Origin of the sequence: Thermodesulfovibrio sp. Kuro-1 (assembly GCF_006538445.1) — a bacterium.
Taxonomy (GTDB): Bacteria; Nitrospirota; Thermodesulfovibrionia; order Thermodesulfovibrionales; family Thermodesulfovibrionaceae; genus Thermodesulfovibrio; species Thermodesulfovibrio yellowstonii.
The window spans coordinates 120,986-147,192 of the sequence record NZ_BJKS01000004.1 but is presented as its reverse complement, the minus strand read 5'-3'; the positions used below and the strand labels follow the sequence as shown (position 1 = coordinate 147,192).

Annotated in this window: 31 protein-coding genes; 13 read left to right on the top strand and 18 right to left on the bottom strand. The window is 34.1% G+C overall.

What is annotated here, in order from left to right; all coding sequences use genetic code 11:
- Window positions 1–15 precede the first annotated feature (15 nt).
- The gene (locus tag FLY87_RS06665; protein ID WP_012546736.1) at window positions 16–843 is read left to right on the top strand and encodes an N-acetylglucosamine-6-phosphate deacetylase; all 828 of its coding nucleotides are present in this window, start codon (window positions 16–18) and stop codon (window positions 841–843) included.
- On the opposite strand, the gene dksA is transcribed toward FLY87_RS06665, so the two are convergent.
- The 6 genes from dksA to FLY87_RS06635 all read right to left on the bottom strand — a co-directional run bounded on the left by dksA (window position 830) and on the right by FLY87_RS06635 (window position 5,036).
- Window positions 830–1,201, bottom strand: coding sequence for an RNA polymerase-binding protein DksA (dksA, locus tag FLY87_RS06660; RefSeq protein WP_012545075.1), 372 nt, complete (start codon window positions 1,199–1,201; stop codon window positions 830–832). The genes FLY87_RS06665 and dksA overlap by 14 nt on opposite strands.
- Window positions 1,202–1,308: 107 nt before the next feature.
- Complete coding sequence (coaD, locus tag FLY87_RS06655) at window positions 1,309–1,794, bottom strand: pantetheine-phosphate adenylyltransferase (protein WP_012545514.1); 486 nt, start codon at window positions 1,792–1,794, stop codon at window positions 1,309–1,311.
- Entirely contained in the window at window positions 1,794–2,309 is a 516-nt protein-coding gene (rsmD, locus tag FLY87_RS06650) for a 16S rRNA (guanine(966)-N(2))-methyltransferase RsmD (RefSeq protein WP_012544958.1), read from the bottom strand. Before rsmD ends, coaD begins: the two co-directional genes overlap by 1 nt.
- A gap of 3 nt (window positions 2,310–2,312) precedes the next feature.
- Window positions 2,313–2,963, bottom strand: a complete 651-nt coding sequence (gene purN, locus FLY87_RS06645) for a phosphoribosylglycinamide formyltransferase (RefSeq protein WP_012545849.1) — start codon at window positions 2,961–2,963, stop codon at window positions 2,313–2,315.
- A gap of 1 nt (window position 2,964) precedes the next feature.
- Complete coding sequence (hemE, locus tag FLY87_RS06640) at window positions 2,965–3,981, bottom strand: uroporphyrinogen decarboxylase (protein WP_012545646.1); 1,017 nt, start codon at window positions 3,979–3,981, stop codon at window positions 2,965–2,967.
- Window positions 3,978–5,036, bottom strand: coding sequence for a radical SAM/SPASM domain-containing protein (locus FLY87_RS06635; protein WP_012546519.1), 1,059 nt, complete (start codon window positions 5,034–5,036; stop codon window positions 3,978–3,980). The genes hemE and FLY87_RS06635 overlap by 4 nt, the downstream gene beginning before the upstream one ends.
- A 64-nt stretch (window positions 5,037–5,100) precedes the next feature.
- Here FLY87_RS06635 and FLY87_RS06630 point away from each other — a divergent pair, with 64 nt between their 5' ends.
- The 4 genes from FLY87_RS06630 to FLY87_RS06615 are packed head-to-tail and all read left to right on the top strand — an operon-like array spanning window position 5,101 to window position 9,201.
- A complete protein-coding gene (locus tag FLY87_RS06630) occupies window positions 5,101–6,624 on the top strand; it encodes a sodium-dependent transporter (RefSeq protein ID WP_038058505.1) in 1,524 nt (507 codons plus the stop codon).
- Between the two features lie 12 nt (window positions 6,625–6,636).
- Window positions 6,637–7,587, top strand: a complete 951-nt coding sequence (bioB, locus tag FLY87_RS06625; protein WP_012546730.1) for a biotin synthase BioB — start codon at window positions 6,637–6,639, stop codon at window positions 7,585–7,587.
- Window position 7,588: 1 nt separating this feature from the next.
- On the top strand, window positions 7,589–8,311 hold the full coding sequence (locus FLY87_RS06620) for a 6-carboxyhexanoate--CoA ligase (protein WP_051345777.1): 723 nt from the start codon (window positions 7,589–7,591) through the stop codon (window positions 8,309–8,311).
- Complete coding sequence (locus FLY87_RS06615; protein WP_012545034.1) at window positions 8,308–9,201, top strand: diacylglycerol kinase family protein; 894 nt, start codon at window positions 8,308–8,310, stop codon at window positions 9,199–9,201. The genes FLY87_RS06620 and FLY87_RS06615 overlap by 4 nt, the downstream gene beginning before the upstream one ends.
- On the opposite strand, the gene FLY87_RS06610 is transcribed toward FLY87_RS06615, so the two are convergent.
- From FLY87_RS06610 to FLY87_RS06590, 5 genes are read right to left on the bottom strand one after another with little or no spacing between them, the layout of a single operon-like run.
- Window positions 9,173–9,931, bottom strand: coding sequence for a flagellar motor protein MotB (locus FLY87_RS06610; protein WP_012546155.1), 759 nt, complete (start codon window positions 9,929–9,931; stop codon window positions 9,173–9,175). The two genes, FLY87_RS06615 and FLY87_RS06610, sit on opposite strands and share 29 nt — an antisense overlap.
- A complete protein-coding gene (gene motA / locus FLY87_RS06605) occupies window positions 9,921–10,787 on the bottom strand; it encodes a flagellar motor stator protein MotA (protein ID WP_012546161.1) in 867 nt (288 codons plus the stop codon). The genes FLY87_RS06610 and motA overlap by 11 nt, the downstream gene beginning before the upstream one ends.
- Entirely contained in the window at window positions 10,787–11,323 is a 537-nt protein-coding gene (locus tag FLY87_RS06600; RefSeq protein WP_012545221.1) for a PilZ domain-containing protein, read from the bottom strand. The genes motA and FLY87_RS06600 overlap by 1 nt, the downstream gene beginning before the upstream one ends.
- A 5-nt stretch (window positions 11,324–11,328) precedes the next feature.
- Entirely contained in the window at window positions 11,329–11,970 is a 642-nt protein-coding gene (locus tag FLY87_RS06595; protein WP_012545014.1) for an OmpA family protein, read from the bottom strand.
- Window positions 11,967–12,728: a flagellar motor protein gene (locus FLY87_RS06590; RefSeq protein ID WP_012545908.1), complete on the bottom strand. Its 762-nt coding sequence runs from the start codon at window positions 12,726–12,728 to the stop codon at window positions 11,967–11,969. The genes FLY87_RS06595 and FLY87_RS06590 overlap by 4 nt, the downstream gene beginning before the upstream one ends.
- 56 nt (window positions 12,729–12,784) lie before the next feature.
- Between FLY87_RS06590 and miaA the strand changes: the two genes are divergently transcribed.
- The 7 genes from miaA to FLY87_RS06555 all read left to right on the top strand — a co-directional run bounded on the left by miaA (window position 12,785) and on the right by FLY87_RS06555 (window position 18,578).
- On the top strand, window positions 12,785–13,732 hold the full coding sequence (gene miaA / locus FLY87_RS06585; RefSeq protein WP_012546758.1) for a tRNA (adenosine(37)-N6)-dimethylallyltransferase MiaA: 948 nt from the start codon (window positions 12,785–12,787) through the stop codon (window positions 13,730–13,732).
- Between the two features lie 67 nt (window positions 13,733–13,799).
- Window positions 13,800–14,036 (top strand): 30S ribosomal protein S16, encoded by a 237-nt coding sequence (gene rpsP / locus FLY87_RS06580; protein ID WP_012545141.1) that lies wholly within the window; start codon window positions 13,800–13,802, stop codon window positions 14,034–14,036.
- A 53-nt stretch (window positions 14,037–14,089) separates the two neighbouring features.
- Entirely contained in the window at window positions 14,090–14,320 is a 231-nt protein-coding gene (locus FLY87_RS06575; RefSeq protein ID WP_028841925.1) for a KH domain-containing protein, read from the top strand.
- A 58-nt stretch (window positions 14,321–14,378) separates the two neighbouring features.
- Entirely contained in the window at window positions 14,379–15,146 is a 768-nt protein-coding gene (gene trmD, locus FLY87_RS06570; protein ID WP_012545349.1) for a tRNA (guanosine(37)-N1)-methyltransferase TrmD, read from the top strand.
- Window positions 15,127–15,489 (top strand): 50S ribosomal protein L19, encoded by a 363-nt coding sequence (gene rplS / locus FLY87_RS06565; RefSeq protein WP_012545830.1) that lies wholly within the window; start codon window positions 15,127–15,129, stop codon window positions 15,487–15,489. The genes trmD and rplS overlap by 20 nt, the downstream gene beginning before the upstream one ends.
- Window positions 15,486–16,091, top strand: a complete 606-nt coding sequence (locus FLY87_RS06560) for a ribonuclease HII (protein ID WP_141266647.1) — start codon at window positions 15,486–15,488, stop codon at window positions 16,089–16,091. The genes rplS and FLY87_RS06560 overlap by 4 nt, the downstream gene beginning before the upstream one ends.
- Window positions 16,092–16,094: 3 nt before the next feature.
- Complete coding sequence (locus FLY87_RS06555; RefSeq protein ID WP_141266646.1) at window positions 16,095–18,578, top strand: carbamoyltransferase HypF; 2,484 nt, start codon at window positions 16,095–16,097, stop codon at window positions 18,576–18,578.
- Here the strand turns inward: FLY87_RS06555 and FLY87_RS06550 are convergent.
- The gene (locus FLY87_RS06550) at window positions 18,575–19,228 is read right to left on the bottom strand and encodes a hypothetical protein (RefSeq protein WP_141266644.1); all 654 of its coding nucleotides are present in this window, start codon (window positions 19,226–19,228) and stop codon (window positions 18,575–18,577) included. The genes FLY87_RS06555 and FLY87_RS06550 overlap by 4 nt on opposite strands.
- 60 nt (window positions 19,229–19,288) lie before the next feature.
- Between FLY87_RS06550 and FLY87_RS06545 the strand changes: the two genes are divergently transcribed.
- Window positions 19,289–20,311, top strand: coding sequence for a TrkA family potassium uptake protein (locus FLY87_RS06545; RefSeq protein ID WP_141266642.1), 1,023 nt, complete (start codon window positions 19,289–19,291; stop codon window positions 20,309–20,311).
- Here the strand turns inward: FLY87_RS06545 and FLY87_RS06540 are convergent.
- The 6 genes from FLY87_RS06540 to FLY87_RS06515 are packed head-to-tail and all read right to left on the bottom strand — an operon-like array spanning window position 20,301 to window position 26,073.
- Window positions 20,301–21,557 (bottom strand): 3-deoxy-D-manno-octulosonic acid transferase, encoded by a 1,257-nt coding sequence (locus FLY87_RS06540; protein WP_141266640.1) that lies wholly within the window; start codon window positions 21,555–21,557, stop codon window positions 20,301–20,303. The two genes, FLY87_RS06545 and FLY87_RS06540, sit on opposite strands and share 11 nt — an antisense overlap.
- Window positions 21,539–22,684, bottom strand: a complete 1,146-nt coding sequence (gene lpxB / locus FLY87_RS06535; protein WP_141266638.1) for a lipid-A-disaccharide synthase — start codon at window positions 22,682–22,684, stop codon at window positions 21,539–21,541. The genes FLY87_RS06540 and lpxB overlap by 19 nt, the downstream gene beginning before the upstream one ends.
- On the bottom strand, window positions 22,666–23,766 hold the full coding sequence (locus FLY87_RS06530) for a DegT/DnrJ/EryC1/StrS aminotransferase family protein (protein ID WP_141266636.1): 1,101 nt from the start codon (window positions 23,764–23,766) through the stop codon (window positions 22,666–22,668). Before FLY87_RS06530 ends, lpxB begins: the two co-directional genes overlap by 19 nt.
- 5 nt (window positions 23,767–23,771) lie before the next feature.
- On the bottom strand, window positions 23,772–24,701 hold the full coding sequence (locus tag FLY87_RS06525) for a Gfo/Idh/MocA family protein (RefSeq protein WP_141266634.1): 930 nt from the start codon (window positions 24,699–24,701) through the stop codon (window positions 23,772–23,774).
- Window positions 24,691–25,326 carry a bifunctional precorrin-2 dehydrogenase/sirohydrochlorin ferrochelatase gene (locus FLY87_RS06520; RefSeq protein ID WP_141266633.1) on the bottom strand — a complete coding sequence of 212 codons (636 nt, stop codon included), beginning with the start codon at window positions 25,324–25,326 and terminating at the stop codon, window positions 24,691–24,693. The genes FLY87_RS06525 and FLY87_RS06520 overlap by 11 nt, the downstream gene beginning before the upstream one ends.
- Window positions 25,327–26,073: an outer membrane protein assembly factor BamD gene (locus FLY87_RS06515; RefSeq protein ID WP_012546017.1), complete on the bottom strand. Its 747-nt coding sequence runs from the start codon at window positions 26,071–26,073 to the stop codon at window positions 25,327–25,329.
- Window positions 26,074–26,207: the final 134 nt, after the last annotated feature.

The following is a 26,207-nucleotide window of genomic DNA, read 5'->3' as shown; positions in this document are numbered from 1 at the left end:
ATGCTATGATAAAACATGTCCATATTTGATATCCACTTTCACGGCACAGAAAAATTTGATGTAAAAGAAGTCAAGGATTATGAACAAATTCTTTTAATAGCAGAGGAATATGGGAAAAAGGAAACAGATGGATTTTTATTGAGTCTTTATCCAGATTCTTTAGATAAAATGAGAGAGAAACTATCAATTATAAAAAAAGCAATGGAAAATCAAACAGATGGAGCGAAGATTTACGGAGCTTATCTTGAAGGTCCATTTCTCAATCCTTTAAAGGCTGGTGCTCTTGATAGTAATAAATTTTTAATGCCTGATATTGATAAACTTGAAGAACTTGTTTATGGATTTGAAGACATTATAAAAATAGTTACTGTAGCTCCGGAGTTACCTGGTGCTTATAAGTTGATTGAAAGATGTATTGAGTTAGGTACAGTAGTAAGCATGGGACATTCAGATGCTACATATAGAGAGGCAGAGGAAGGATTTAAAGCAGGTGTTCGTCTTATAACTCATTTATTTAATGCCATGCGAGGTATTCACCATAGAGAACCTGGGATAGCAGGATTTGGACTTATTAATCAGGAAATTTATATTGAATTAATAGGAGATGGAAAACATTTAAGTGATGAACTTTTGAAATGGATATTTCAAGTTAAAAATCCAGAAAGAATAATTTTGGTTTCTGATATGGTAAAGCAAAAGAAAGGAATGCAAAAACTTCAAGGTGGTTCAATGAGCCTTAAGGATGTCATAAATAGGCTTAAAAAATTAAATATTGATGAATATAAGCTAAAACTTGCTACAGAAAAAAATCCTGAAGAATTGCTTAGAATTAACTCTCTTTAAGCTTTTCTGCTTCTTCTTGTTCTGTCTTGCATTCAATACACAGGTCAGTCACTGGCCTTGCTTCAAGTCTTTCAATAGGTATTTCTGCACCACAGGCTTCACATATGCCATAAGTACCATTGTTTATTTTTTCCAGTGTTTTTTCTATTTTTTTTAGAAGTTTTCTTTCCCTATCTCTTAATCTCAAAAGAAAGCTTCTATCAATTTCTTGAGAGGCTATATCCCCTATTTCAGATAAATTACTTTCAGAGGGAAGATTTGAAAGCATAATTCCTGCATCAATAAGAATCTGCTGTTTTTGTTGTAGAAGTTTCTTTTTAATCTCTAAGATTCTTTTTTGTCTTGATTTTTCTTTCATAATTTATTTGATTTTTTTCCTTTAAAATTAATTTAGCCTAAGTTGTCAGTAATAATCTTTTACAATATCAAAAAACTTCATAAACAGTCAAATAGTTCAGAAAAATTTTATTTTTTAAATTTATTTCTCAAAGCCTTTTCAACAATTGGTGGGACAAGGCTTTTTACAGAACCCCCAAAATATGCGATTTCTTTAACAAGGCTTGAAGAAAGGAAGGAATATTCTTCGGAAGGCATTAAAAATACAGTTTCAATATCTCTGAAAAGTCTTCTATTTGCATGGGCAAGTTGAAGTTCAAATTCATAGTCTGATACTGCTCTTAGTCCTCTTACAATAGCAACAGCTTTTTTTTCTTTAATAAAATTGACAAGCAGTCCATCAAAGACTTCTACTTTCAAGTTTTTAAGGTCTTTTGTTGTTTGAGCAATGAAGTGTACCCTTTCTTCAACAGTAAAAATAGGAGTTTTTTTATAACTTGACATAGCAACAGCAACTATTAGCTCATCAAAAATTTTTAAAGCTCTTTTTATTACATCAAGATGTCCATTTGTTATAGGATCAAATGTTCCTGGATAGACTCCTGTTTTTGTCATTATTCACTCCTCCTGTAAACAGTTAAAAAAGTATCACCATATCTATAACATTTATGTATTTTAAGCCCTTTAAGCTTTTCTCTCAATGACTCATTTTTATAATGCTGCAATATCAGCACACCGCCTTCTTTTATAAGATTTTTATTCTCAAAGATTTTAAATATTTTTTCTAATTCACCTGATTCATATGGAGGGTCTGCAAAAATTATATCATATTCATGAGAACTGTCTTGAAGAAAAGATACAGCATCCATATTGTAAACTCTTGCTTTATCAGAGAGTTTCTTTTTCTGGAGTGAATTTTTTATAAAAATGCATAAAACAGGGTCTTTCTCTACAAATATAACTTCATTAGCACCTCTTTTTAGTGCTTCCACACCTACAAAACCCTTGCCTGCATACAAGTCAATAAATATTTTATCCTCTACATCTCGTAAAATATCAAAAATAGCTTTTCTTACAATTGCAGGAGTTGGTCTGACTCTGTTTTGAACTTTTGATCTGTTTTGAACCATTTTTTATTGTCCTATTTCTGGATTTGTGAAATATTTATCTGGAAGCTTATAGTTTAAGATTTTAACTTTTCTTCCTTCTACCTTAAGTCTTCCTTCTGCAAAAAGTCTGATGGCTTCAGGAAAAATTTTATGTTCCAGTTTGAGTATTCTTTCTGAAAGACTGTCTTCTGTATCATCAGGATGAACAGGCACAGCAGCTTGAATTATTATGGGACCTGAGTCAACACCCTCATCTACAAAATGAACTGTGCAGCCGCTGATTCTAACTCCATAATCAACAGCCTGCTTTTGCCCGTGAAGGCCAGGAAAGGAAGGAAGCAGTGCTGGATGGATATTCATTATTCTGTTTGGGAAAGCATCAAGCAAAGGCTTTTTTACTATTCTCATAAAACCTGCGAGTATGACAAGTTCTACATCTTTTGATAAAAGTTCATCTCGTATTTTTTCATAAAAGGCTTCTTTTGACTGGAAATCCTTAGGATTAATAAAAAGATAAGGAATTCCATGTTTTTTTGCTCTCTCAATAGCATAGGCATTAGGATTATCAACTATGAGAATCTCTATCTTTGCAGGAATTTTCCCTGCCTCAATCTCGTCAATAATTGCCTGAAAATTAGACCCCCTTCCTGAAGCTAAAACTCCTATTTTTAGCATATCAGTCCTCCATAAATTTAAATTCATGCACAAAATCAACTAATTTCTTTAGTTTATCAACAGAGGTATTAATATTAACTCCATGTCCAAGATTAAATATATGTGATTTTGCTCCTCTTGCACCTATTAAAACTTTCTCTACCCTTTTAAAAAGTTCTTCATCACTGCCTAAAAGGGTTAAGGGGTCTAAATTTCCCTGTAAAGGCTTGTTTTTCAGTAAATCAGTGGCATCTTTAATATCAATCCTCCAGTCAATACTTAAAACATCAGCATTCAGTTCTTTTAAGTGATTGATAAGTCCTGCTGTGTTTGAAGAAAAATATATCACAGGAACAGTTTTCAATGATTCAATTAACCTTTTTACATAGGGCTTTACAAAACTTTCATAATCAAAGGGTGACAGAATACCAGCCCATGTATCAAAAATCTGAACAGCATGAACGCCTGCTCTTATTTGTTCATTTAGATATTTCTGAGTTGCCTTTGTAAAAAGGCTCATAAGTTTATGAAAGCCTTCTGGCTCTAAGAACATAAATCTTTTTGTATTTACAAACTCCTTTGTTGACCCTCCCTCAATAACATATGTTGCTAAGGTAAATGGTGAGGCTGCAAAACCTATCAATGGAACATTTAGTTCATTGATTAAAATACGGATAGCGTCAAAGACAAAACCTATTTTCTCAAGATTTAATTCTCCCAAGATTTCCAAGTCTGCAACTGTTCTTATATTTGGTAAAACCTGAGGTCCTTTATCATCTATGAATTCTATTTTGAGCCCCATTGCTTCAAGGGGAATCAGAATATCCGAAAAAAGAATTGCTGCATCAACTCCTAAAACTTTTACAGGTTGTAGTGTCACCTCTGCAGCTATTTCAGGTGTTTTGCACATGGTGAGAAAATCGTATTTTTGCCTGAGTTTCTGATATTCAGGCATATATCTTCCTGCCTGTCTCATAAACCAAACAGGTGTGTAATCAGTGCGTATTCCTCTACAAGCTTTAAGAAAGGCTTCTTTCATCTGGCTCTCCGTGGTATATATTTACAGTAAGGGTCTTCCTCCATGTAGTCATCTTTAATACAGTATGCACGGGCTCTGCATCCACCACATACATTTACATACTCGCAAACACCGCAACGTCCTTTGTAGGAGGAAAAGTCTCTTAAATTTTTAAAAAGTTCAGAATTCTCCCATATTTCTCTGAATGACTGTTTTTTAATATTTCCTGCTGGAAGAGAAAAGTAACTACAAGGCATTACATCTCCATCCACATTTATAAGGCATATAAGCTGTCCTGCCACACATCCCTTTGCTCCACCTGTGGAAAATTTAAGAGACCTTCTTTCAAACTTCTCTCCCTCTTTTTTTGACCTTTCAAAAATAACTCTATAATACTGAGGTGCACAGGTAGGTCTTACAAGAATATCCTTTTCGCCTTTTTCCATGTCATAATGCCAGTTAAGAATTTTTTCATAATCTTCTTGGGAGATTAATTCATTTAAAAGTTCTTCAGCTCTTCCTGTAGGAACTATCATAAACATATACCATGCAGTTGCTCCAAGCTCTTTTGCTAATTTATAAACCTCTGGAATGGTCTCTTGATTTCTTTTTGTAAAAGAAGAGTTTATTAAAAATGGTATACCATATTTTTTCAACAGCTTAGCAGCATTTATTGTCCCTTGAAATGCTCCTTTTTGCTGACGAAAGTTATCATGCACTTCTTCATTAGGTCCATCAAGACTGAGGGAAACCATCTTTATCTCTACTTCTTTAAGTTTTTTGCAAATCTCTTCACTAACAAGAGTCCCATTTGTAGCAAGGCAAACCCTTAAACCTTTACTATTAGCATACGCAGCTATTTCAAAAAAATCTTCTCTTAAGAGAGGCTCTCCACCTGTAAGAACCAAAACAGGCTTAGCGTAAGATGTGATATCATCAATGGTTCTAAAACACTCTTCCTTTGAAGGATCAGGATGTTCTTTTACAATTTCCTCAGATGAAGACCTGCAATGAATACATCTAAGATTGCATCTGCGTGTGATTTCCCATGCTATCCATTTAGGTTCAAACTGCATTTAATTATTATAACTTAAAATAATTTCTTTTATTGAGCCAAAAATAATGATTATAATAAATAACATGGCAAAACGAGAGAAATGGCAATCAAGAATAGGACTTATTCTTGCAACAGCTGGTAATGCTGTAGGTCTTGGAAATATTCTAAGATTTCCTTCAAAGGCTGCGTTATATGGTGGTGGAGCTTTTATGCTTCCATATTTTATTGCTTTTTTATTAATGGGACTACCTCTAATGATTATTGAATGGGTTATAGGAAGGTATGCTGGCAAACATGGGCATGGTTCTATGACAGGAATTTTGGGACTTTTTTTCAATCATAGTAGTTGGGCAAGGATTTTGGGATCAATCGGTGTTGCTATACCTGTGCTTATTTGTATGTATTATATCTATATTGAGTCGTGGACATTAGGCTTTGCCTTTATGTCTCTTTTTAAACAAATGCCTGTGCCTATTAAAACAGCAAATCCTCAAGAAGCAGTTAAACCATATGTAGAATTTTTTAGAACATATACAAATCCTTCCATGATTGCCTATATCTTTCTTTTGATTACTATAGCTATAAACTGGTTTATTCTTCAGAAAGGTGTTGCAAAAGGCATTGAAATAACAGCAAAAATAGGTATGCCAGCTATAATTATTTTTGGTATTTTACTTGGAATAATATCTCTTTCCGCAAGAGACTGGGCAGGACTTGAAGGATTGAAGTTTATTTATAATCTAAATTTTTCCGGTATTAAAGACCCAACAGTCTGGATTGAAGCCTCTGGCCAGATATTTTTCACCCTTTCCTTAGGTATGGGAGCAATAGCTGTTTATGCAAGTTATGTTAAACCAAAGGAAGATGTTGTCAAGGCAGGCTTTTGGACTGCTGGAATCAATGAATTTGTGGAAGTTATAATCGGTGCTTCAATTGCCATTCCTGCTGCATTTGCTATGTTTTCAGCTGTTGCAATTCCAGAACTTGCTAAGGAAGGAACTTTCAGACTTGGATTTATGACTATGCCAGCAGTGCTTATGAACTTACCCTTAGGATGGATAGCTTCATTTATATGGTTTTTATTACTTTTTCTTGCTGCTCTCACTTCTTCCTTAGCTCTTATACAACCTATCATAGCTTTATTTGAGGATGAAATGAAATGGGAGCATACAAAAGCTGTAAGTGTATCAATGATTTTAGTGATAACAGGAGCTCACTTTTCTGCTTTTATGCCTAATTTTATAGATGAACTTGATTTCTGGGCAGGATGCGTGATGCTTCTCATATTTGGTTTAATTGAGATTATTGTCTTTATATGGATCTTTGGAATAAATAATTTTTACAATGAACTTATTCAAAATACTTCAATTAAGCTTCCAAGAGCATTTGTTTATGTAATAGCATTCATTTCTCCAGTTTTTTTATCTTTTATTTTATATTTTTGGGTAATAAAGGATTTTGGTAACTTAATAACTGCTGGAGAATCTACAAAAATTATTGCTCGTCTTTTTATTCTTGCTTTTTTAGCATTTTTATCATTTATAGCAGTAAAAAGCAGAAAAATTATTTTGAGAGATTTAAGATATACAAAGATAATCAAGCAATAAAGGGAGGAAGCGTTGAAACCTGAAATACAGAGTTCTCTGGAATATTATAGTGACCTTATAGAACACATGGATGACAGTCATATTTACTCTTTAATATTTCAAGCTAATTCAATAAGGGAAAAATATAAAGGTAAAAAAATTGAACTATGCGCAATTGTGAACGCCAAGAGCGGTCTTTGTTCAGAGGATTGTGCTTTTTGCGCTCAGTCTTCAAGATATAAAACAAATTCTCCTGTATATTCTTTGCTTGAAAAAGATGAAATAGTAAAAAAAGCTTTGGAAGCCAAGAAATACGGAGTTAAAAGATTTTCTATAGTAATTAGCGGTAAAAAACCTTCAAAAAAAGAATTAGAAAAAATTGGTAATTCCATTGAAGCAATAAAAAAAATCGGCATTTATCCTTGTGCTTCCTTAGGGCTTTTAGAGTATGATGAGATATGCTACTTGAGAGACAAGGGGCTTGAAAGACTTCATTGTAATATAGAAACTTCTGAAAGATTTTTTAGTAATATATGCACAACTCATAAGTTTTCTGATAAAGTAAAAACCCTTGAAAATGCTAATAAAACAGGGCTTTCAATATGCTCTGGCGGAGTTTTTGGTATAGGTGAATCATGGGATGATAGAAAGGAAATGGCAGAGTTTTTAAAGAATTTGAATGTAGATTCTATTCCCATCAATTTTCTTACTCCTATTAAAGGAACACCTCTGGAAAGTAAAAAACCTCTCAATCCAATGGAAGCTTTAAGAATAATTATTCTATTTAGACTTATACTGCCTGATAAAGATATAAGGGTATGTGGAGGAAGACCTTTGCTTGGAGAGTTTGCTTCCTGGATTTTTATCGCTGGAGCAAATGCTTTAATGACTGGCAATTATCTTACAACTACAGGTAGACATTATAGTGATGACATAAAATTTATAGAAGCTCATGGACTTGAGGTAGACAGTGTGGTCAGTTAGAATGAGAGCATCTAAAAAAGAAAATAATATAGAAAAACATATCTCTGGAGCAGAGGGGATATACGATTATTCACAGATTGAGAGAGTTTTAAAACAACTTTTTAAAAGAGCTTTTGAACATTCAAAAGGCAAGCCAGATAAGGTTGTGATTACAGTAGAGAGAATAAATGAGGAGATTCAGACAGTCTCTGCGCTTCCTGTAAATACATTTTTCACTAACTCTCCAGAAGAAGCTTTTTGTCTAATAAGTGAAAAGCTAAGCTCCATAGGTATTTCTGATAAAGCTTTATTTTCAGCCTTTGAAGTAATAAAAAAATATCCAATGAGAGGAGCTACTCTTATAGATTCAATTACAGGAGAGCGATTGGAAAGAGATAAAACAAGAGGCATTAGAGTATCCCGAATTCATATGGATAAGAGGAAAAGAATGAAACTTATAAGGCAAATTAAAAATCTCTCAACGCAGCCTCAAAGAGTAATTGAGGCTATTACAATTGCCTCTAAGGTCGCATCATATCCTGAAGTAGTTGCAGAACTATGCATTTCTGATAATCCAGATTATACTATAGGATACATTGCATCAAGAGATTTAGGATATTTAAGAATAACAAATATAAAAAATAAGGGCGAAACTATTGGAGGAAGGGCATTTTTTGTTAAAACTCCCTGTGATATTGAAAAATTAACAAATTATCTTGAAAGAAAACCTGTGTTAGTAATATGAGGTATGATAAAGTTTTTCTTATAGGAAATCCCATTGCTGGTGGAGGAGGAGCTCTAAAGAGGATAGAAAAAGCACAGGAAATCCTCAGACAAAGGGGTATTCACTTTGAAACGCTTCTTACCAAAAAGCGAGGTGATGCAGAGCATTTTGCTAAAAAAATAAAGGAAAATCATAGTGGCAAAATTCTTGTTATTGTAGCAGGTGGAGATGGAACATATAATGAAGTTGTAAATGGACTTGCCTTTTCTCAGATTCCAATGGCAATTCTTCCAATGGGAACAACTTCAGTGCTTGCAAAAGAGTTAAAAATTCCGAAAAATATAGAAAAGGCAGTTGAGATAGCAGTTGCAGGTAAAACTCAAAGGGTTCATCTTGGCATTATAGAAAATCAACAAAAACAAAGACTTTTTATTCTTATGGCAGGAGTTGGTTTTGACGGAATGGCTGTATTTGGAGTAAATCCGCAAAAAAAGAAATATCTCAGAAAAATCGCTTATATTTTAAGTGGTATTAAAACATTATTTAAATATACACCCACTGAACTTATAGTGAATAATTCAGAACCCAAGAAAGCATATAGTGCTGTTGTATGCAAAGCATCATGTTATGGAGGAAACTTTAAAATTGCACCTGATGCAAATTTAACAGATCCTTGTTTATATACATTTCTATCAAAAACCAAATCCAGGATAGGGCTTATTTTTCAAATATTAGGAATATTATTTGGTTTTCATCTTAAGATGAAAAATACTGATTATTTTAAAACTGAAAATTTAAACATTTCAGGTGACGCTCATATTCAGATAGATGGTGATTATTTTGGGAAGACTCCAGCAGAAATTAAAGTCATAAAGAATGCACTTACCCTTGTTTTTCCTTTTCAAACATAAGTATAATGCTGATTCTTCTGTTTCTTGGGTCCTTGGGATCGTCCTTTATTAAAGGTAGTGTATCAGCATAACCAACAACCCTTGCAATTTTTTCTGGTGCAACTCCGTATCTTTCAATTTCTCTTCTTGCTGAAGATGCTCTTGCTGTTGAAAGTTCCCAGTTTGTTGTTTTACCTCCCCTGAATGGCACAGCATCTGTATGTCCTTCTACTGCCACACGTGCTGGTTCATCTTTTATGTTTTCTGCAACCACCTTTAAAATTTCACGAGCTTTTTCAGTGGGTTCAGCAGATGAAAGAGGAAACATTGGTTCACCTTCAAGATCAACAATCTGAATCCTCACGCCTCCTTCAACTGTATCTATCATTATATGGTCTTTTAGTTCTTTAAGTTTTTCCTCTATTGTCTTTTTAAATTGTTCTTCAAATCTTTTGGCACGCGTCTCTGATGGTGTTGATTCTTGAACTGATGTTTTAACTTCTTGTTGAATTGCTGAGGACTGCTGCATAAATGACTGTCCAGATTCTAAAAGATTGAAGTATCTAAAATAATCAGCAATTGCAGCTCTTTTAACAGGATCAAGCATTGAAAGTAACCATAAAAGCAAAAAGAAAGCCATCATAGCTGTTGTAAAGTCAGCATAGGCTACTTTCCAACTTCCGCCATGATGGGCTTCATGCCCTTTTTTAATTTTTTTAACTATAATTGTTGTTTTGGATTTATCTGCCACTCTTTAAAGCCCTTATTTCTTCTTCTAATTCATGGAATGTAGGTCTTAAATGGGGAGGTATAGTTCTGCGAGCAAACTCAACAGCAATCTGAGGAGCAGAGCCACTCACAAACGCTACAAGTGCTGCCTTAATTATTTGTAGATATTCCTTTTCGTGATTTACACTTGCTTCAAGGCGTTTTGCAAGCGGACCAACAAATCCATAGCACATTAACACTCCCATAAATGTTCCAACAAGTGCAGCTCCTACAGAGTGTCCTATAACTTCAGGGGGTTCTTTCATTTTGCCCATTGTTAAAACAACTCCTAAGACTGCTGCAACAATTCCAAGTCCTGGAAGGCTATCAGCAATAGTAAGAAGATTTCTTACAGGTCCTGATTCTGTTTCATGCAATGTTTCAATTTCACTATCAAGAATACTTTCAAGTTCGTATGGAGAAACAGTTGTTGTCATTACTGTCCTCAGAGTATCTGTGAGAAGTGCCATTGCATGATGATTTTTCAGAAACTTTGGGTATTTAGAAAAGATAGTGCTATTTTCTGGTTCTTCTACATCCTGTTCAATTGATATAAGTCCTTCTTTTCTAATTTTTGTAAAAAGTTCACTTAAAAGGAGTAGTGTATCCATATAGTCTCTTTTTGAATAACCTTTTGCGCCTGTAATTGTGGTAATTGTCCCTTTTATTACTCCTCTTAATACATGAGGGGGAGAGGCTATCACAAGTGCACCTATAGCAGCACCGAATATTATAAGAACTTCAGCGGGTTGAAAAAGTACAGAAAGGTTACCTTTTTCCAGAAGATAACCACCAACTATACTGCCTAAAACAACTAATCCACCGATTACTACAAGCATTATATTTCCCTTTTTTGTCTGAGTAACTGTCTTTGGCGGTGGAAAACAAATCTTATAATGTAGTCTCTGATATCCTCCTCTATATTGATAAATTTTACAGCTACTCTGTAAGCATTATTTATCATTTCACATTTTACAACTTCTCCGTAAAGGAATAATGCCACAGGAGAAGGTGATTCAAGAACTGCTTTCAATTCAAGGATATCTCCTTTGTTATAGGATAAATCAGAGACAAAACTCATTCCACCCCCACTTATATTTACTTCAGTTGTTGCTAAAGATGAAAAACCTTCTTCTTTAAAGCTCCAGAGATTGATAAGATAATCAAGCTTTGAATTAATCATTTTTATCCATTCTGCCAGTGCTTTATCCGCTGGTTCATCAAGAGGAGGACGGGCAAAATTAATTTCTCCAGAGATTCTTGCCTTTATTCTCGGTTTTTCTTCAGAAGAAATTAATCTTACTCCAAGAGGGATAACAGCATCCACTCTTGAAAACTCTCTCATTCTTTGATATGTTTCTTCCATATTTCCCATTATAATTACCTCAATATAATAAGTTCAACTCTTCTATTTTTTGCTCTTCCTTCATCAGTATCATTAGTAGCTACAGGTTTGTATTCTCCGTATCCGGCAATCAAAAATCTATCTGGAGAAAGTCCTCGTTGTAATAAAAAATGAAGTACTGATGACGCTCTTGCTGCTGACAATTCCCAGTTTGATTTATAAACAGAAGAACTAATGGGAATATTATCGGTATGTCCCTCTATTGCCACTTTCCCTGGAAGTTCTTTTAATTTCTCAGCAATTCTTGTAAGTGCGTCAGTGGATTCAGGCTTTAGCTCAGCAGAACCTGAACTGAATAGAAGTGAATCAGGCAGGGTTATTACAATGCCTCTTGCATCTGACTTTATATTTATACCTGAAATATCATTTAAAAGTTTTCTGAGGTCTTCAATAATTGCTTTATTACGATCTTCTTCAAATGAGACAGGTTCATCAATAACCTTGAAGACCTTTCTTAAAGAACTTGTCATTTTTTCTGCCTTTGTCACATCAACTGAAGATAGAGCATAAAGAGCAACAAAAAAAGTGAATAAAAGAGTTAAAAAATCAGAATATGATATAAGCCAGCGATGTACATTTTCCTCTTCATTATTGTTGTTTCTTTTTCTAACTCTCATATTCTTTCCTTTTGACGTTCCCTGACAAATGACTCAAGCTTTGCTCTTAAAAAGTATGGATTCATACCTGCCTCAATGCCCAATATGCCTTCAATCATGAGTTCCATAAGAAGAATTTCATCTTCAAGTTTATTAACTATTCTTTTTGCAATGGGAATAAATATAAGATTTGCTGAACCAACTCCGTAAATAGTTGCAACAAAGGCTGTTGCTATTCCTATGCCGATTTTTGATGGATCTGCAACATTTTTAAGAACATGAATAAGTCCTAAAATAGCTCCAATAATACCAATTGTCGGTGCATATCCCCCGGCAGAATCATAAACCTTAGCAGCTCTCTTTATAATTTCTTCATATGCATAGATTTCCTGATTAAGTGATTCTTTAATAATGTTCGGAGAGACTCCATCAATTACGTAAGTAATACCTCTTCTTAAAAATGAATCATCAATTCTATCCAACTCTTCTTGAAGAGCTAATAATCCTCTTTTTCTGGCTATAACTAATAAATCAAGGATGGTATCAATAGTCTCATCAAAATTAACTTTTCTACTCAGGAATATAAATTTTAAGCTCATAAATGCTGTAACAATATCTTTAAACGGGAAACTTAAAATAACAGCTCCAAATGTTCCACCAAATACGATAATAGCTGCAGCTGCCTGAATGAGATGTGCCGTTGTGCCTCCTTCAGCTATATTACCAGCAATAACTGCACCGATACCTATAATTAAGCCAAGTAGTGCTATCAAATCCATTTTTTAATTATAAATATATTAAAAAGATTTATCAACAGATTTTATTATAATAAATCATGAAAAGAAAAATTGTTATACTTTTAGGTCCTACAGGTGTAGGTAAAACCGAGCTTTCAATAAAAATTGCTAAACTTTTAAATGCTGAGATAATAAGTTCAGATTCAATGCAAATATATAAATATATGGATATTGGTACAGCAAAACCTACATTAGAACAAAGAAAGGAAGTCATACATCATATGATTGATATTGTTAATCCATGGGATTATTTCAGCACAGGTGCATATATTGAAATAGTTAAAGAAGTTATAGAAAAAATTTTTGAAAGAGAAAAGATTCCTCTGGTTGTTGGAGGAACAGGTCTTTATCTCAGAGCAATGACTGAAGGAATTTTTGAAGGTCCTGATGCTGATTGGAATTTAAGAATGGAGTTAATGAATAAGGAAAGAGATAATCCGGGTTTTCTTTATAATCTTCTGAAAGAAATTGATCCTATAAAAGCAGATAAAATCTATCCTTCTGATTTGAGAAGAATTCTCAGAGCATTGGAGGTATTTTTTAAGGAAAAAAAGCAGATAAGTGAATTACAAGAGAAATTAACCAAACCTTTGTCTTACAATTTCATAAAAATTGGCGTGACTCGGGAAAGAAAAGAATTATACAGAATAATTGAAGAAAGAGTTGATAAAATGATTTGTTCAGGTTTAATTGAAGAAGTTAGAAATGTTTTAACTTTGATAAAAAGAAATGCTACTTCGTTGTCTCCTCTTCCTGCCTTGCAGGCAATTGGATACAAAGAAATAGCAGGTTGTCTTGCAGATTTATACTCTATTGATGAAGCAGTAAGGCTTATAAAGAAAAGAACAAAAATGTATGCAAAAAGACAATTTACATGGTTCAGAAAAGAAAAAGATATTATGTGGTTTGATATCTCAGGAAGGCATGATTTTGAAATAATTGCAGAGCAAATTTATTCTGCTTTATCAGAAATTTTGCATAAATAGTTGCATTTAATCAACATAATATAATATATTTAAAAGTTATAGGATTAATATTTTTTGGAGGTTGAAATTGGTTAGAATAAGACTAATGAGATTGGGAGCAAAAAAGAAGCCTTTCTACAGAGTTGTTGTGGCTGATGCAAAAGCCCGAAGGAATGGACCTTTTATTGAGATTATTGGAACATATAATCCTAAAACAGACCCGCCAGAAGTTAACCTAAATATGGAAAGGGTTAATTACTGGATTGACAAGGGTGCACAGCCTTCGGATACTGTAAAAAAGTTGATTGAACGCGTTTCTGCTTAACATACCCATTTGGGTATTTACTACTCTTTTTGCACGGAGGTTAGAACATGAGCATGAAGACACTCATTGAGACAATGGCTAAGTCACTGGTTGACAAACCAGAGGAGGTTAAGGTTACTGAGATTGAGGGTGAAAAAACAACTGTTTATGAACTCAGAGTTGCTCCAAGCGATCTTGGTAAGGTTATCGGAAAACAGGGTAAAACTGCAAGGGCTATGAGGACAATCTTAGGCGCAGCTGGAACAAAAGTTGGCAAAAGATGCGTCCTTGAAATCTTAGAATAGTCCAATTAAGTGAATTAAATAAAGGGCGTGCTTTACACGCCCTTTTCTTTTGATTTTTATGATATTTGAAGTTTTGACCATATTTCCTGAATTTATTGAATGCTACTTGAAGCATGGCATTGTTGGAAGGGCTTTAAACAGAGGGATTGCTCAGGTGAAGGTTTATAATTTAAGGGATTTTACAACAGATAAGCATAAAAAAGTTGATGACTACCCCTATGGTGGCGGAGCAGGCATGGTTATGCAGATAGAGCCTTTTTCTAATGCCATAAAGCACATAAAAAGCGATGGGAAGAAGAGGAAGATAATTTTACTTTCTCCTCAGGGAAAGAGATTTAATCAAAAATTAGCTCTGGAGTTTACAAGGGAAGAGGCTGTATTGACCTTTATCTGTGGAAGATATGAGGGAATTGATGAGAGAATTAAGTCTTTCATTGACGAAGAAATATCTATTGGTGATTATGTTTTAAGTGGTGGAGAACTGCCAGCATTGGTTATAATAGATAGTATTGTAAGATTGCTACCCGGAGCACTGGGAGATGAGCTTTCATCAGAAGAGGATTCTTTTATGAAAGGTTTTTTGGATTATCCACATTATACAAGACCTGAGGAGTTTGAAGGAATGAGAGTGCCTGAGATTCTTTTAAGTGGAGACCATAAAAAAATAGCTCTCTGGAGAAGAAGGGAAGCTTTGAGAACTACCTTTCAAAAGAGACCTGACTTGTTGAAGAACTTATCTCAAGAGGATATGAAAATTCTAAAGGAGCTTTGCTCTGAAATAAATAAAAAAATTCTGGAGGATGCCCATGAACCAGTTAATAATTAGAGCCATAGAGGAAAGATTTAAAAAGTCTAATATTCCTGATTTTAAACCTGGTGATACCGTAAAAGTTCATGTAAAGGTTAAAGAGGGAGACAAAGAAAGAATTCAGGTTTTTGAGGGAGTTGTCATTGCCCGTAGAGGCGGAGGATTAAGGGAGACCTTTACAGTAAGAAAAATCTCCTTTGGAGTAGGTGTGGAGCGTGTATTTCCTCTTCATAGTCCCATAATTGATAAAATTGAGCTGGTAAGAAGAGGAGATGTAAGAAGGGCAAAACTCTACTATCTGAGAACAAAGAAGGGCAAAGAGGCAAAGGTTAAAGAAAAAACAGACTATCAAAAGGCATGAGCCTTTTTGCCTTTGATGAGTCTTTTCGGCTTCAGGGTTATAGCCTAATTGCAGGAATTGATGAAGCTGGAAGAGGATGTCTTGCAGGACCTGTTGTCGCAGCATGCGTAAGTTTCAGGGATAGTGTTTTTATTGAAGGTATAAAGGATTCAAAGGAGCTCAGTTCCGAGCAAAGAGAAAGCCTTTTTCAAGAGATACTCAATCATGCTTTTGTGGGCATAGGTATAGTTGATGTAGATCTGATTGACAGAGTTAATATTCTTGAAGCAACTCGTCTTGCAATGATGGAGGCATTTGAAAATCTCGGCAGAGAAATAGAGCTTTTATTAATAGATGCCGTAGAGTTACCGGCATTAAAAGTAGACCAAAAAGCCCTAATAAAGGGAGACCGGAAAAGCGCCTCAATAGCCTCTGCAAGCATTGTAGCGAAAGTAACAAGGGATAGAATAATGAGGCAGTATCATGAAGCCTATCCAATGTATGGTTTTGATAAACACAAGGGATACTGCACAAAAGAACATCTAAATGCCCTGAAAAAATTCGGTCCCTGCCCAATTCATAGAAAAAGTTTCTCACCTGTAAGAGAGTTAATGTTATTCTAATACATGAAACGCCTTCATATTGAAATCAAGGGAGTTGTTCAGGGAGTAGGCTTCAGACCATTTGTTTATAATCTTGCACAACATCTTAATCTAAAAGGCTTTGTTACAAATACCTCAAAAGGTGTGACAATTGAGATTGAGGGTGAAAGAGTTGAAGAGTTTATTAGTAAACTTCAAAATAATCCTCCTCCGCTTGCTAAGATTTACTCAATTAAAAAAACTGAGCTTTCACCAAACAATTATAAAACCTTTGAAATCATTGAAAGTATTGACGAAACAGGATTTACCCATGTCTCAGAAGATGTCTCCATATGTGAAGACTGTCTGAGAGAGCTTTTTACCCCTACTGACAGGAGATATCTCTATCCCTTCATAAACTGCACAAACTGCGGTCCCCGATACACAATCACCATGAAAGTTCCCTATGATAGACCAAACACAACGATGGCTGTGTTTAAAATGTGTCCTGAATGTTTAAGTGAGTACAAAGACCCAAGTAACAGAAGATTTCATGCTCAGCCCAATGCATGCCCGGTTTGTGGTCCTCAGGTAAGGCTTTTTGTAAAGGAAGGTAGTGCTTTAACTGAAATTGAAAATCCAATTCCGGAAGCCATTAGGCTCATAAAAGAAGGCAAGATTTTGGCAATAAGAGGACTTGGCGGTTTTCATCTCTGCTGTGATGCAAGAAATGAAGATGCGGTTAAAGAATTGCGGAAGAGAAAAAAAAGAAGCAATAAACCCTTTGCACTCATGTCTCCCTCTGTTGAGGCTATTGAAAAATTCTGCTTTGTAAGCGATGAAGAAAGAAAAATTCTTATATCTCTCATGCGTCCTATAGTTCTATTAAGAAAAAAGCCCCAGTGCAATCTTCCAGAGGCATTAGCAACAAATAATGCCTATCTTGGCTTTATGTTGCCCTATACACCGCTTCATTATTTGTTGTTTTATTATCCAGCTAAAGGGGGAGATTCCTCGTCGTTTTCACTCCTCGGAATGACAGAGGAGGGGATTTCTCGGCACTTTGTGCCTCGAAATGAAAGTAAAACAGATACTACGCAGCCTTACAAGGACAACTCAGCCCTTCGGTCATCAGCCTTCAGTCTTCAGCCTCACTTTGATGTCCTTGTTATGACCAGTGGAAACATCTCTGAAGAACCGATTATTACAAAAAATGAAGAGGCTCTTGAAAAACTCAACAATGTTGCAGATGCTTTTCTCATACACAACAGAGATATATTCATGAGAGTTGATGACTCTGTTGTAAGAGAGCTTGAAGGCAGAATTTATTTTATAAGAAGGGCAAGAGGATTTGTTCCAAAGGCAATATTTTTAAAGGAAGAGTTACCCGAGGTTTTGGGTGCTGGGGCGGATTTAAAAAACACTTTTACGCTAATAAAGTCAGACTATGCCATAATGAGCCAGCACATAGGTGATATGGAAAATCTTGAAACAATAGAGTTTTATGAGGAGGTTTTAAACAATCTCAAAGCCGTTTATCGCACAGAGCCATCGGCAGTTGGGCATGACCTTCATCCCATGTATTTTTCAACAAGCTGGGCAAAGGATTATGCTGAAAAAAAATGCATTCCTGCTTTTGCCCTTCAGCATCATTACTGTCATATTGCTTCCTTAATGGCAGAGCATGGACTGGATGAGCTTTTCGGAATTGCCTTTGATGGCACAGGATACGGAACAGACGGCACAATTTGGGGAAGTGAGTTTTTATACTGCACTTTGAAGGATTTTCAGAGACTTGCTCATCTTAAACCCATAAGCCTTCCCGGAGGTGAGAATGCTATAAAAGAATGTTATAGAATAGCACTTTCTTTAATTGATGATGCCTTCGGTGAGGATATGGATTTAATAAAGAAACTGCCTCTTTTTAAAGAGGTTTCAGAAGAAAAAATTAAGCAGATACTTAAAATAAAGAGACTTTCTCAATTTAGCCCCCTTTCATCAGGTATGGGAAGACTTTTTGATGGTGTATCTTCCTTGATTGGAGTATGTCACTACAATACCCATGAAGCAGAGGCAGCAATTGCTCTTGAAAGCTTGATAGAGCAGGGTAGGGAGTTTTCTGAGAGAGATTGCTATCCCTTTGAGTTAATGAGCTACCCTGAGGGAGAGACTTTAATTATAGACTACAGGGAAATGATTAGAGAAATACTGAAGGATGTTTTTCGCTCTGAAGTTAACTCTTCATGTCATTCCGAGCGTAAGCGAGGAATCTCTCGTATCTCATGGAAATTCCATAATACAATCATAAGAATTATCCTTGAACTCACAGAGCATTTTAGAGCAAAATCTGGCTTTGATACTGTTGGATTGAGTGGTGGAGTTTTTCAGAATGCCTATTTAGTAAAAGAAACCATAAAAGCTTTGAGAAAACTCGGCATAAAACCTTTTTATCATATAAATACTCCCAGCAACGACGCCTGTATCTCTCTTGGACAAGCTTATATTGTTGGGAAAAGAATTAAAACTTAAGGCATCAGGGGTATTCTTTCAGAATTATCTTTAAACCAAGTCATAAAGCATAGCTCTACTGCTTTGTAGCCTGTTTGTTTTGCAAGAGCCTCAACTGTATGAATGAATTCCATATCATCATATACGGGCTTTTCACCTGCTTTTATGAGGATTTCATTTATGACTCTCTTTACAATTTTATCTGGCATGACTGTATCAATGCCTCCCATCATTCTTAAGTATTGATAAGTAATAAGCCCAACACCTTTGATTTTTCCGATAGGGTCCGATTTCCAGCTTGAAAGAGAAGAACCCTTTGCCCATGTTTTTAAAGCCTCTCTATCATTATCCGATAAAGTTGACAGATATCCAGCAATTTCTTTTAAAACCTGCCATGAGCGAACATTTCTCCATATATGAAAGGCTTCTTCATAGTTAAAATTGGCTAAGTCTGACAGAGAATTGACCTTTCCGATTTTTACAAACTCCTCTTCAAATTCCCTTACTTTTGGAACAACTACTTGAAAATAATTCACTCCAACAGATGTAATTGCCACATCAAGTAACATCAGGAGAACATTGCCATTCCATCTTTCAGTATTAAGGCATCTTTCAGCAATTTCTTTAAGAGAATCATAATCGCTAAAATAGGATTTGATTAGCTCCAGCATGTTTACTCCAAATAGTATAACTCTAATGATTACTCATTATGCTATAATTTATTTCAGCCCATGTTGCCAGTAATTTATATAGCGATTGTTAATCTTATTCACAGAAAGTTTGTTTTTGTATCCATTCTTCTTGTGAGTATTCTTCTTTTTGGCACATTTGGATATATGATTATTGAGGATATGCGGTTTATTGATGCACTCTATATGACAGTAATTACCCTTGCCACAGTGGGATTTAAAGAAGTTAAAGAGCTTGATGAGAGTGGCAAAATTTTCACTATTATTTTAATACTTACAGGATTCGGAGTTTTTACATATACTCTGACAGTAGGAGCAAAAATATTAATTGAAGGTGAAATAAAGGAGGTTTTCAAAAAGAGAAAAATGAGAAAAAAAGTTGAAAACATATCAGGGCATTATGTTATTTGTGGCTACGGTAGAATGGGTAGTATCATAGTTAAAGAACTCAAAGCCAACAATATTCCTGTTGTAATTATTGAGAAAAATAAGACTAATTTGCCTGAAGATGAAGATATTATATATGTTGAAGGAGATGCCACTCATGACGAAGTTTTAAAATCTGCAGGTATTGAAAAGGCTGCTGGGCTTATTACAGTATTGCCATCTGATGCAGAAAATCTCTATGTAGTTTTGAGCGCAAGGGAGATTAATCCGAATATGTTTATAGTGGCAAGAGCAGTTGATAAGGAAGCAGAACCTAAACTTAAAAGAGCAGGAGCAAATAAAGTTGTATCACCCTATTTTATAGGTGGATTAAGAATTGCTCACACTGTTTTGAGACCTACAGTTGTTGATTTTCTTGAATTTGCCACTCGTTCTGAACATATTGAAATTCAGATAGAGGAAATAGAAGTTTCTCCCAGTTCAACTCTTATTGGAAAAACAATTGCTCAGAGCGGAATAGGAAGAGACATTGGAGTAATTATACTTGGAATAAAAAGAGCAGATGGAAGAATGAAATTCAACCCTACATCTCAGACTTTGATTAAAGAGGGAGATACTCTCATTGTAATAGGACAAATTGATAAACTTTTATTGCTTGAAACTCTTGTTAAGGGATAAATTTTTTAAGTAGTTTAAGAGTTTTTTGGGTAGCGCCTGATTTATTTAAAAAAAGTTGATAAGCTTTATTGCCTGTTGTTTGTCTAAGTTCATAATTCTCCACCAGTTCTCTCATTACATTCATTAATGAGTCTTTATCAGCCATTAAACAGGCTTTTTCTTTTATGAATTCCTCAATAAATGGAAAATTATGCATATAAGGACCGCATATTATAGGTTTTTTCCAGTATGAAGGTTCAAGAGGATTTTGTCCACCGTGTGGAATAAAACTTCCACCTATAACAGCAATGTCACAGATACGGTAGAGTGAACCAAGAATACCCATCTGGTCAACAAGCAGAATTAAGGCTAAGGGCTGAGGGCTGAAGAATGATTTCATTTCACTTAATTTTGAAAATTGAATTTTTGTTACTGATTGTGTAATTTTGCGATTTATCAGTGTTTCAATTTCACCAAATCTCTCGGGATGTCTCGGTGCGATGATTAGAGTTCCGTTTATACCGAGACTTATAAAAGAATTTAAAATAAGTTCCTCTTCAGGTTCATGGGTACTTCCTGCAAGAATTATAGGATGGGGGATCTTATTTTCCCATGGAAAATTAATTGTCTTTAGCTCAATATCAAATTTCATATTTCCTGTAACATTAATTTTTTCTTCCTCTGCACCGAGAGTTATAAATTTTTCCTTGTATGAATTTTCTTGAACACATATAAGGCTTAGTTTTTTAAGTAGATGTTTTATAAAAAATTTAATTTTATAGTAACCTCTAAATGACCTGTCACTTATTCTTCCATTTACAAGGATTACAGGAGCAGTTTTGCTTGCAATTCTTATTAAATTAGGCCAGAGTTCTGTTTCAGTAAGAATAATAGCCACTGGACTAAAATGTTTTAAAAATCTTTTAATAGCCCACGAAATATCAAAAGGCATGTAAACTACTTTTACATTGCAATCTTTAAATCTCTCCTGTGCCACTTTTTGCCCTGTATCAGTAATTGTGCTCAGAATTATTTTATAATGTTCTGAGAGTTCTCTAATCATTCTTGATACTGCAATTACTTCTCCAACTGAGACTGCATGAATCCATATTTTAGGCAAATTTTGCTCTTTTTCTTCTAAAAATCCAAATTTTTCCTTTATCCATCTTTTTCTCAAAAAGGTAGGTCTTTTAAAATATTCCAATGGTAGAAAAAATATTAATGCAATTAAATATAAAAGATTGTATATCAAAAAAGCTGTTTGCATATTTCGGCAACGTTCTCTGATGCTTTTTTATTGATAAAATATCTTTTAATATTATCAAGAAAATTGATAATTTTTCTTCTATAATCAGTATCATAAAGTAACAGGTTAATGTTCTCTACAATTTTTACAACATTAAGTTTTTGAATAAACTCTGTCACTCTTGTATCTCCCTCATTCATAAAATCAGCTATTACATTTGGCAAAGCAATATGTTTCACTCCTTTAATAAACATTTTCCCAATAATGTAAGAAAAAGGATTTACTCTGTAAATAACTATCATGGGAACCTTTAGTAAAGTTGCTTGAAGAGTTGATGTGCCTGATGTAATTACTGCGGCATCACTCATTGCAAGGGCTGTGTAGGATTGTTCATTAAAAATTGTAACATTTCCAAAGGATGTGAGCTTTTTAAGAGTTTCTTCGTTAAATTCAACATTAGGAGCTTTTGGTATTATAAAATGAGTTTTTTGTCTATCAAAGTAGTTTATCAGGTTCAACATTAGGGGCATTTTCATCTTTATTTCAGAAGGTCTGCTTCCAGGCATAAGCGTAATTACATTGTCCTGTTTGATTCCAAATTTATCTTTCAATAATTTTTTATTTTGAATTATGAAATCTTCAGAATCAGATTTTAGTTCTTCAATCATCGCTTCAAATATAGGATGACCTACAAACTGAGCTGGAATACCTGCTTTTTTATATATCTCTTCTTCAAATGGTAAAACAACAGCCATGTAATCTACAACTCTTTTAATAATATTTAGTCTCCCCTTCCTCCATGCCCAGATTTGAGGACTTACATAGTAAAGAACTTTTTTGCCAGATTCTTTTGCTTTCTTTGCAAGCCTGAGATTAAAATCAGGAAAATCAATTAATATAACTCCCTGAACATCTTTCAAAGCTTTTATTGCAATATCCATATTTTTTTTAATTTTTCTTAATTGACTTACTACTTCAAGAGCTCCAAAAGAATGAGTAACTTCTCCAATAAGCTTGATCCCTGCCTTAGACATATGTTTTCCACCTAAACCAATAAGTTCAAAGTCTTCTTTTAGATGAGAAGCAAGCAAAGACCCGTAGAGTTCTCCTGATGACTCGCCTGCAACTATTAAGAGTTTTGTAGACATCTCAATATGATTTGTGATATTTCATAAACTTCATCATCTGGAAGTTCAGGATATATTGGCAAAGACAGAATCTCTCTTGAAACAGTCTCTGAAACAGGAAAGTCTCCTTTTTTGTATCCTAAAAAATTTAAAGCTTTCTGTAAATGTAATGGTAAAGGATAGTAAACAACTGAAGGAATGTCATGGTTTGCTAATGTTTCTTTTATTTTATCTCTAAAAATTGAGCGTATACTATAAAGATGATATACATGATAGTTATTATCCTTTTCCTTGGGCGTGATTACAGCATCACTTAGCAGTTTTGTATAGAGAGAGGCTTTTTTTCGTCTCTGTTCGTTATATTCTTCTATGTATCTGAGTTTAATTCTTAAAATTCCAGCCTGAATCTCATCAAGCCTTGAGTTTAAACCAACTGTTTCATGAATATATCTGCCGGGAGAGCCGTGATTTCTGAGTATTCTTATTTTTTGTGCTATTTCAGCATTGTCTGTTACAACCATCCCTCCATCACCAAAACATCCAAGATTTTTGCTTGGATAAAAGCTAAAACAACCAACATCACCAAGACTTCCAATTTTTTTATTGCCAATCTTAGCACCGAATGCCTGTGCAGCATCTTCAATTACTTTTAAATTATATTTTTGAGCAATTTCCTTAATTTTCAACATATCTGCCGGTGCACCAAATATATGAACTGGAATAATAGCTTTTGTGTGTGGTGTGATTTTTTCTTCAATTTTTTCAGGGTCAATATTATAAGTATCCTTTTCAATATCAACAAAAACAGGTTTTGCTCCTACATAAAGGATAGCCTCAACTGTTGCAAAAAAAGTAAAAGGAGTTGTTATTACTTCATCTCCTTTTCCAATATTTAAAGCTTTGAGAGCTAAATGAAGTGCGTCTGTTCCTGAAGCGACTCCGATGGCTTCAGATACTCCAAGATATGATTTAACTTCTTCTTCAAAGGCTTTTACATTTTCACCCAGTATATAATGAGAACTCTCAAGGATCTCATTTATACATTTTAGTATTTCCTCTTTGATGTTTCCATATTGTGCCTGTAGGTCAATAAATGGTTTCATAAATCTTATTTCCCTCCGTTTATCTTATCTATTACTTCTATCACTTCAATTATTTCCTCAGGGGATGGTGCATATTGAGAAAGCTTTTTTTGTTTTACAGAATTTAAAAAATCTCTTATTTCCTCATATAGAGGCTGAGAATCTTTATTTTTTATAAGAATTTCAGTAACTTTTCCTGTATTGTCAACCTCTATTAATGTTTTATTTATCAAATCTGTATATAAAACATTATTCTGCTGAACAATGGATATTTTTCTATTGAAAATAGAAGAAATCCTACTTGCTGTAAGATGTGCTTTAACATTACAATTAGTATAAACAAACTCCATCCATACACTGGCATAATCAATCTTTGAAGTTACTATGTTCTGTTTGAAGACTTTTAAATCCTTTAATTTAAAAGTTCCTAAGTTTTTAAGTAACATCCATAATAAATCAATATCATGTATCATAAGGTCATAGGTAACGTCTGTATCAGTTGCTCTTCCAAGAAAAGGAGACACTCTTTCTGCCTCAATAAAAACAGGATTTTTTACATGCTCAATAAGGCTTTTTATTACAGGATTGTATCTTTCTATTAATCCAGCTTGAATTATTACATTCTTTTTTCTTGCTTCATTGAGAAGTTTTTCTGCAAAAACAGGTTTTTCGGTTAAAGGTTTTTCTATGAAAATAGCTTTCCCTTCTTTTATTAATTCTATTCCTATGTCAAAATGAGTAATGGTTGGAGTTACAACGAAAAATATTTGAGCTGATTTTAATAAATCTTTATAGTCAGAGCAATATTTTAAGTTATACTGCTGCGCAATTTCTTTAGCTTTTACAATATCTTTATCTGCAATACCAACAATCTCAACATCAGGCATTTGAGCAAGTAATTTAATATGTCGTTGACCAAAATATCCTGCACCAATAACCGCGACTTTAAACCTCATCTATTATTTTTTCAATCTCCTTTTTAGCTTCTTTGAAACCATACTGTTTCAAAATTGACACAATTTTCTTTGATGCAATTTTCCTAAAAATTGTCTGTCTTCTTTTAATATCAGGGATTGTCTTCTGAATTTCCTTCCTAAGTTTTTTAAGATATTTTAAATATAATGCAAATTCTCTGCCATATAATTTTGAGATTTCGTCCCTTATAATTCTACTCAATGCTGGAAACTCAGTTGAAACAGCAATGGTTAAGTCTCCTTTATGGAGAATTGCTGGAACATTATAGAGTAACCCGTTAGTATTCAGATTAGATTGCCCGCTAACACAATTTACCAAGAATTTAGCATCTTTTGTTATCTGAGCATTTAATTTTTCATTTGATGTAGCAGCTATTACTAAAAAAGCATCTTTAATGTTTTCTTTTTTGTATTCAGTTTTTATGTAATCTATTTTCCCTTTTTGAACTATTTCTTTGAGGTTGTTACTAATTTCAGGACTTATTAATGTTATGTTGGCTCCGTATTTAAGCAGAGTTTTTATCTTTCTTTCAGCAACAGTCCCTCCACCAATAACAACACATTTTTTACCTTTTATGTCTGCAAGAATGGGGAAAAGCTTAGCCATTTATTGAAATCTGAATCCTTCTGCCTTTTTTGCAAACTGGCTATCTGGAAATTTTTCTTTTAAAAGTTTTAAATATTGCTTTGCTTTGTCTAACATATTAAGATTTTTGTATGAATCTACAAGCAAATAAAGAGTTTCATCCAGATTTTTGAAATCTGGATAGTTTTTAACAATTCCTTCAAATCTTCCAATAGCAGCCGTGTAAGAACCTTTTTTATGATAAAACTTGCCAATTATAAGCTCCCCTTCTGCTATAATATTTCTACATTTTTGAATTCTTAAAGGAAGAATATCCCCATAGGGATGTCTTGGATACATTTTTTCAAGTTTTAAAAATTCATTTAGTGCTTTTTGGGCTGTTCCAGCACCTCTTTCAGGTCCTTCTATTTGTCTAAAATATGCCATTCCAATACTATATTGGGCATAGGGAGCATAAGTAGATTCAGGGTAAAGCTCTATAAACCTTCTATATTCAGTAATTGCCAGCTCAGGTTCATCTTCTTTTAAATATGAATCAGCTATCTTAAGCTGGGCAAGAGGTGCATATTCCTTAGCTGATTCCCTGTTTTTTATTTCAAGGAGAAGCTTTCTTGCTTCTTCATACTCTTTTTTACTGACAAGTTCATCAGCTTTTTTTAAATAAACAACGGGATCAAACTCTTCTTTTTTAACAGCTTCTTTCCCACCACAACTGAGAAGCAGAGAAACAATAGCAGTAATGATAAGAAATTTAAACAAAATTTTCATAACATTTATTAAAACCTTAAATATTCAGTTTAGTCAAGCAGTCTTTCTTTACAAATTTTTCATCTGTCTTGGAGGGATTCGATATGTTCAACTCTTGTATTGTTCCACTATTTTATCTCCGCAGATGAGATGTT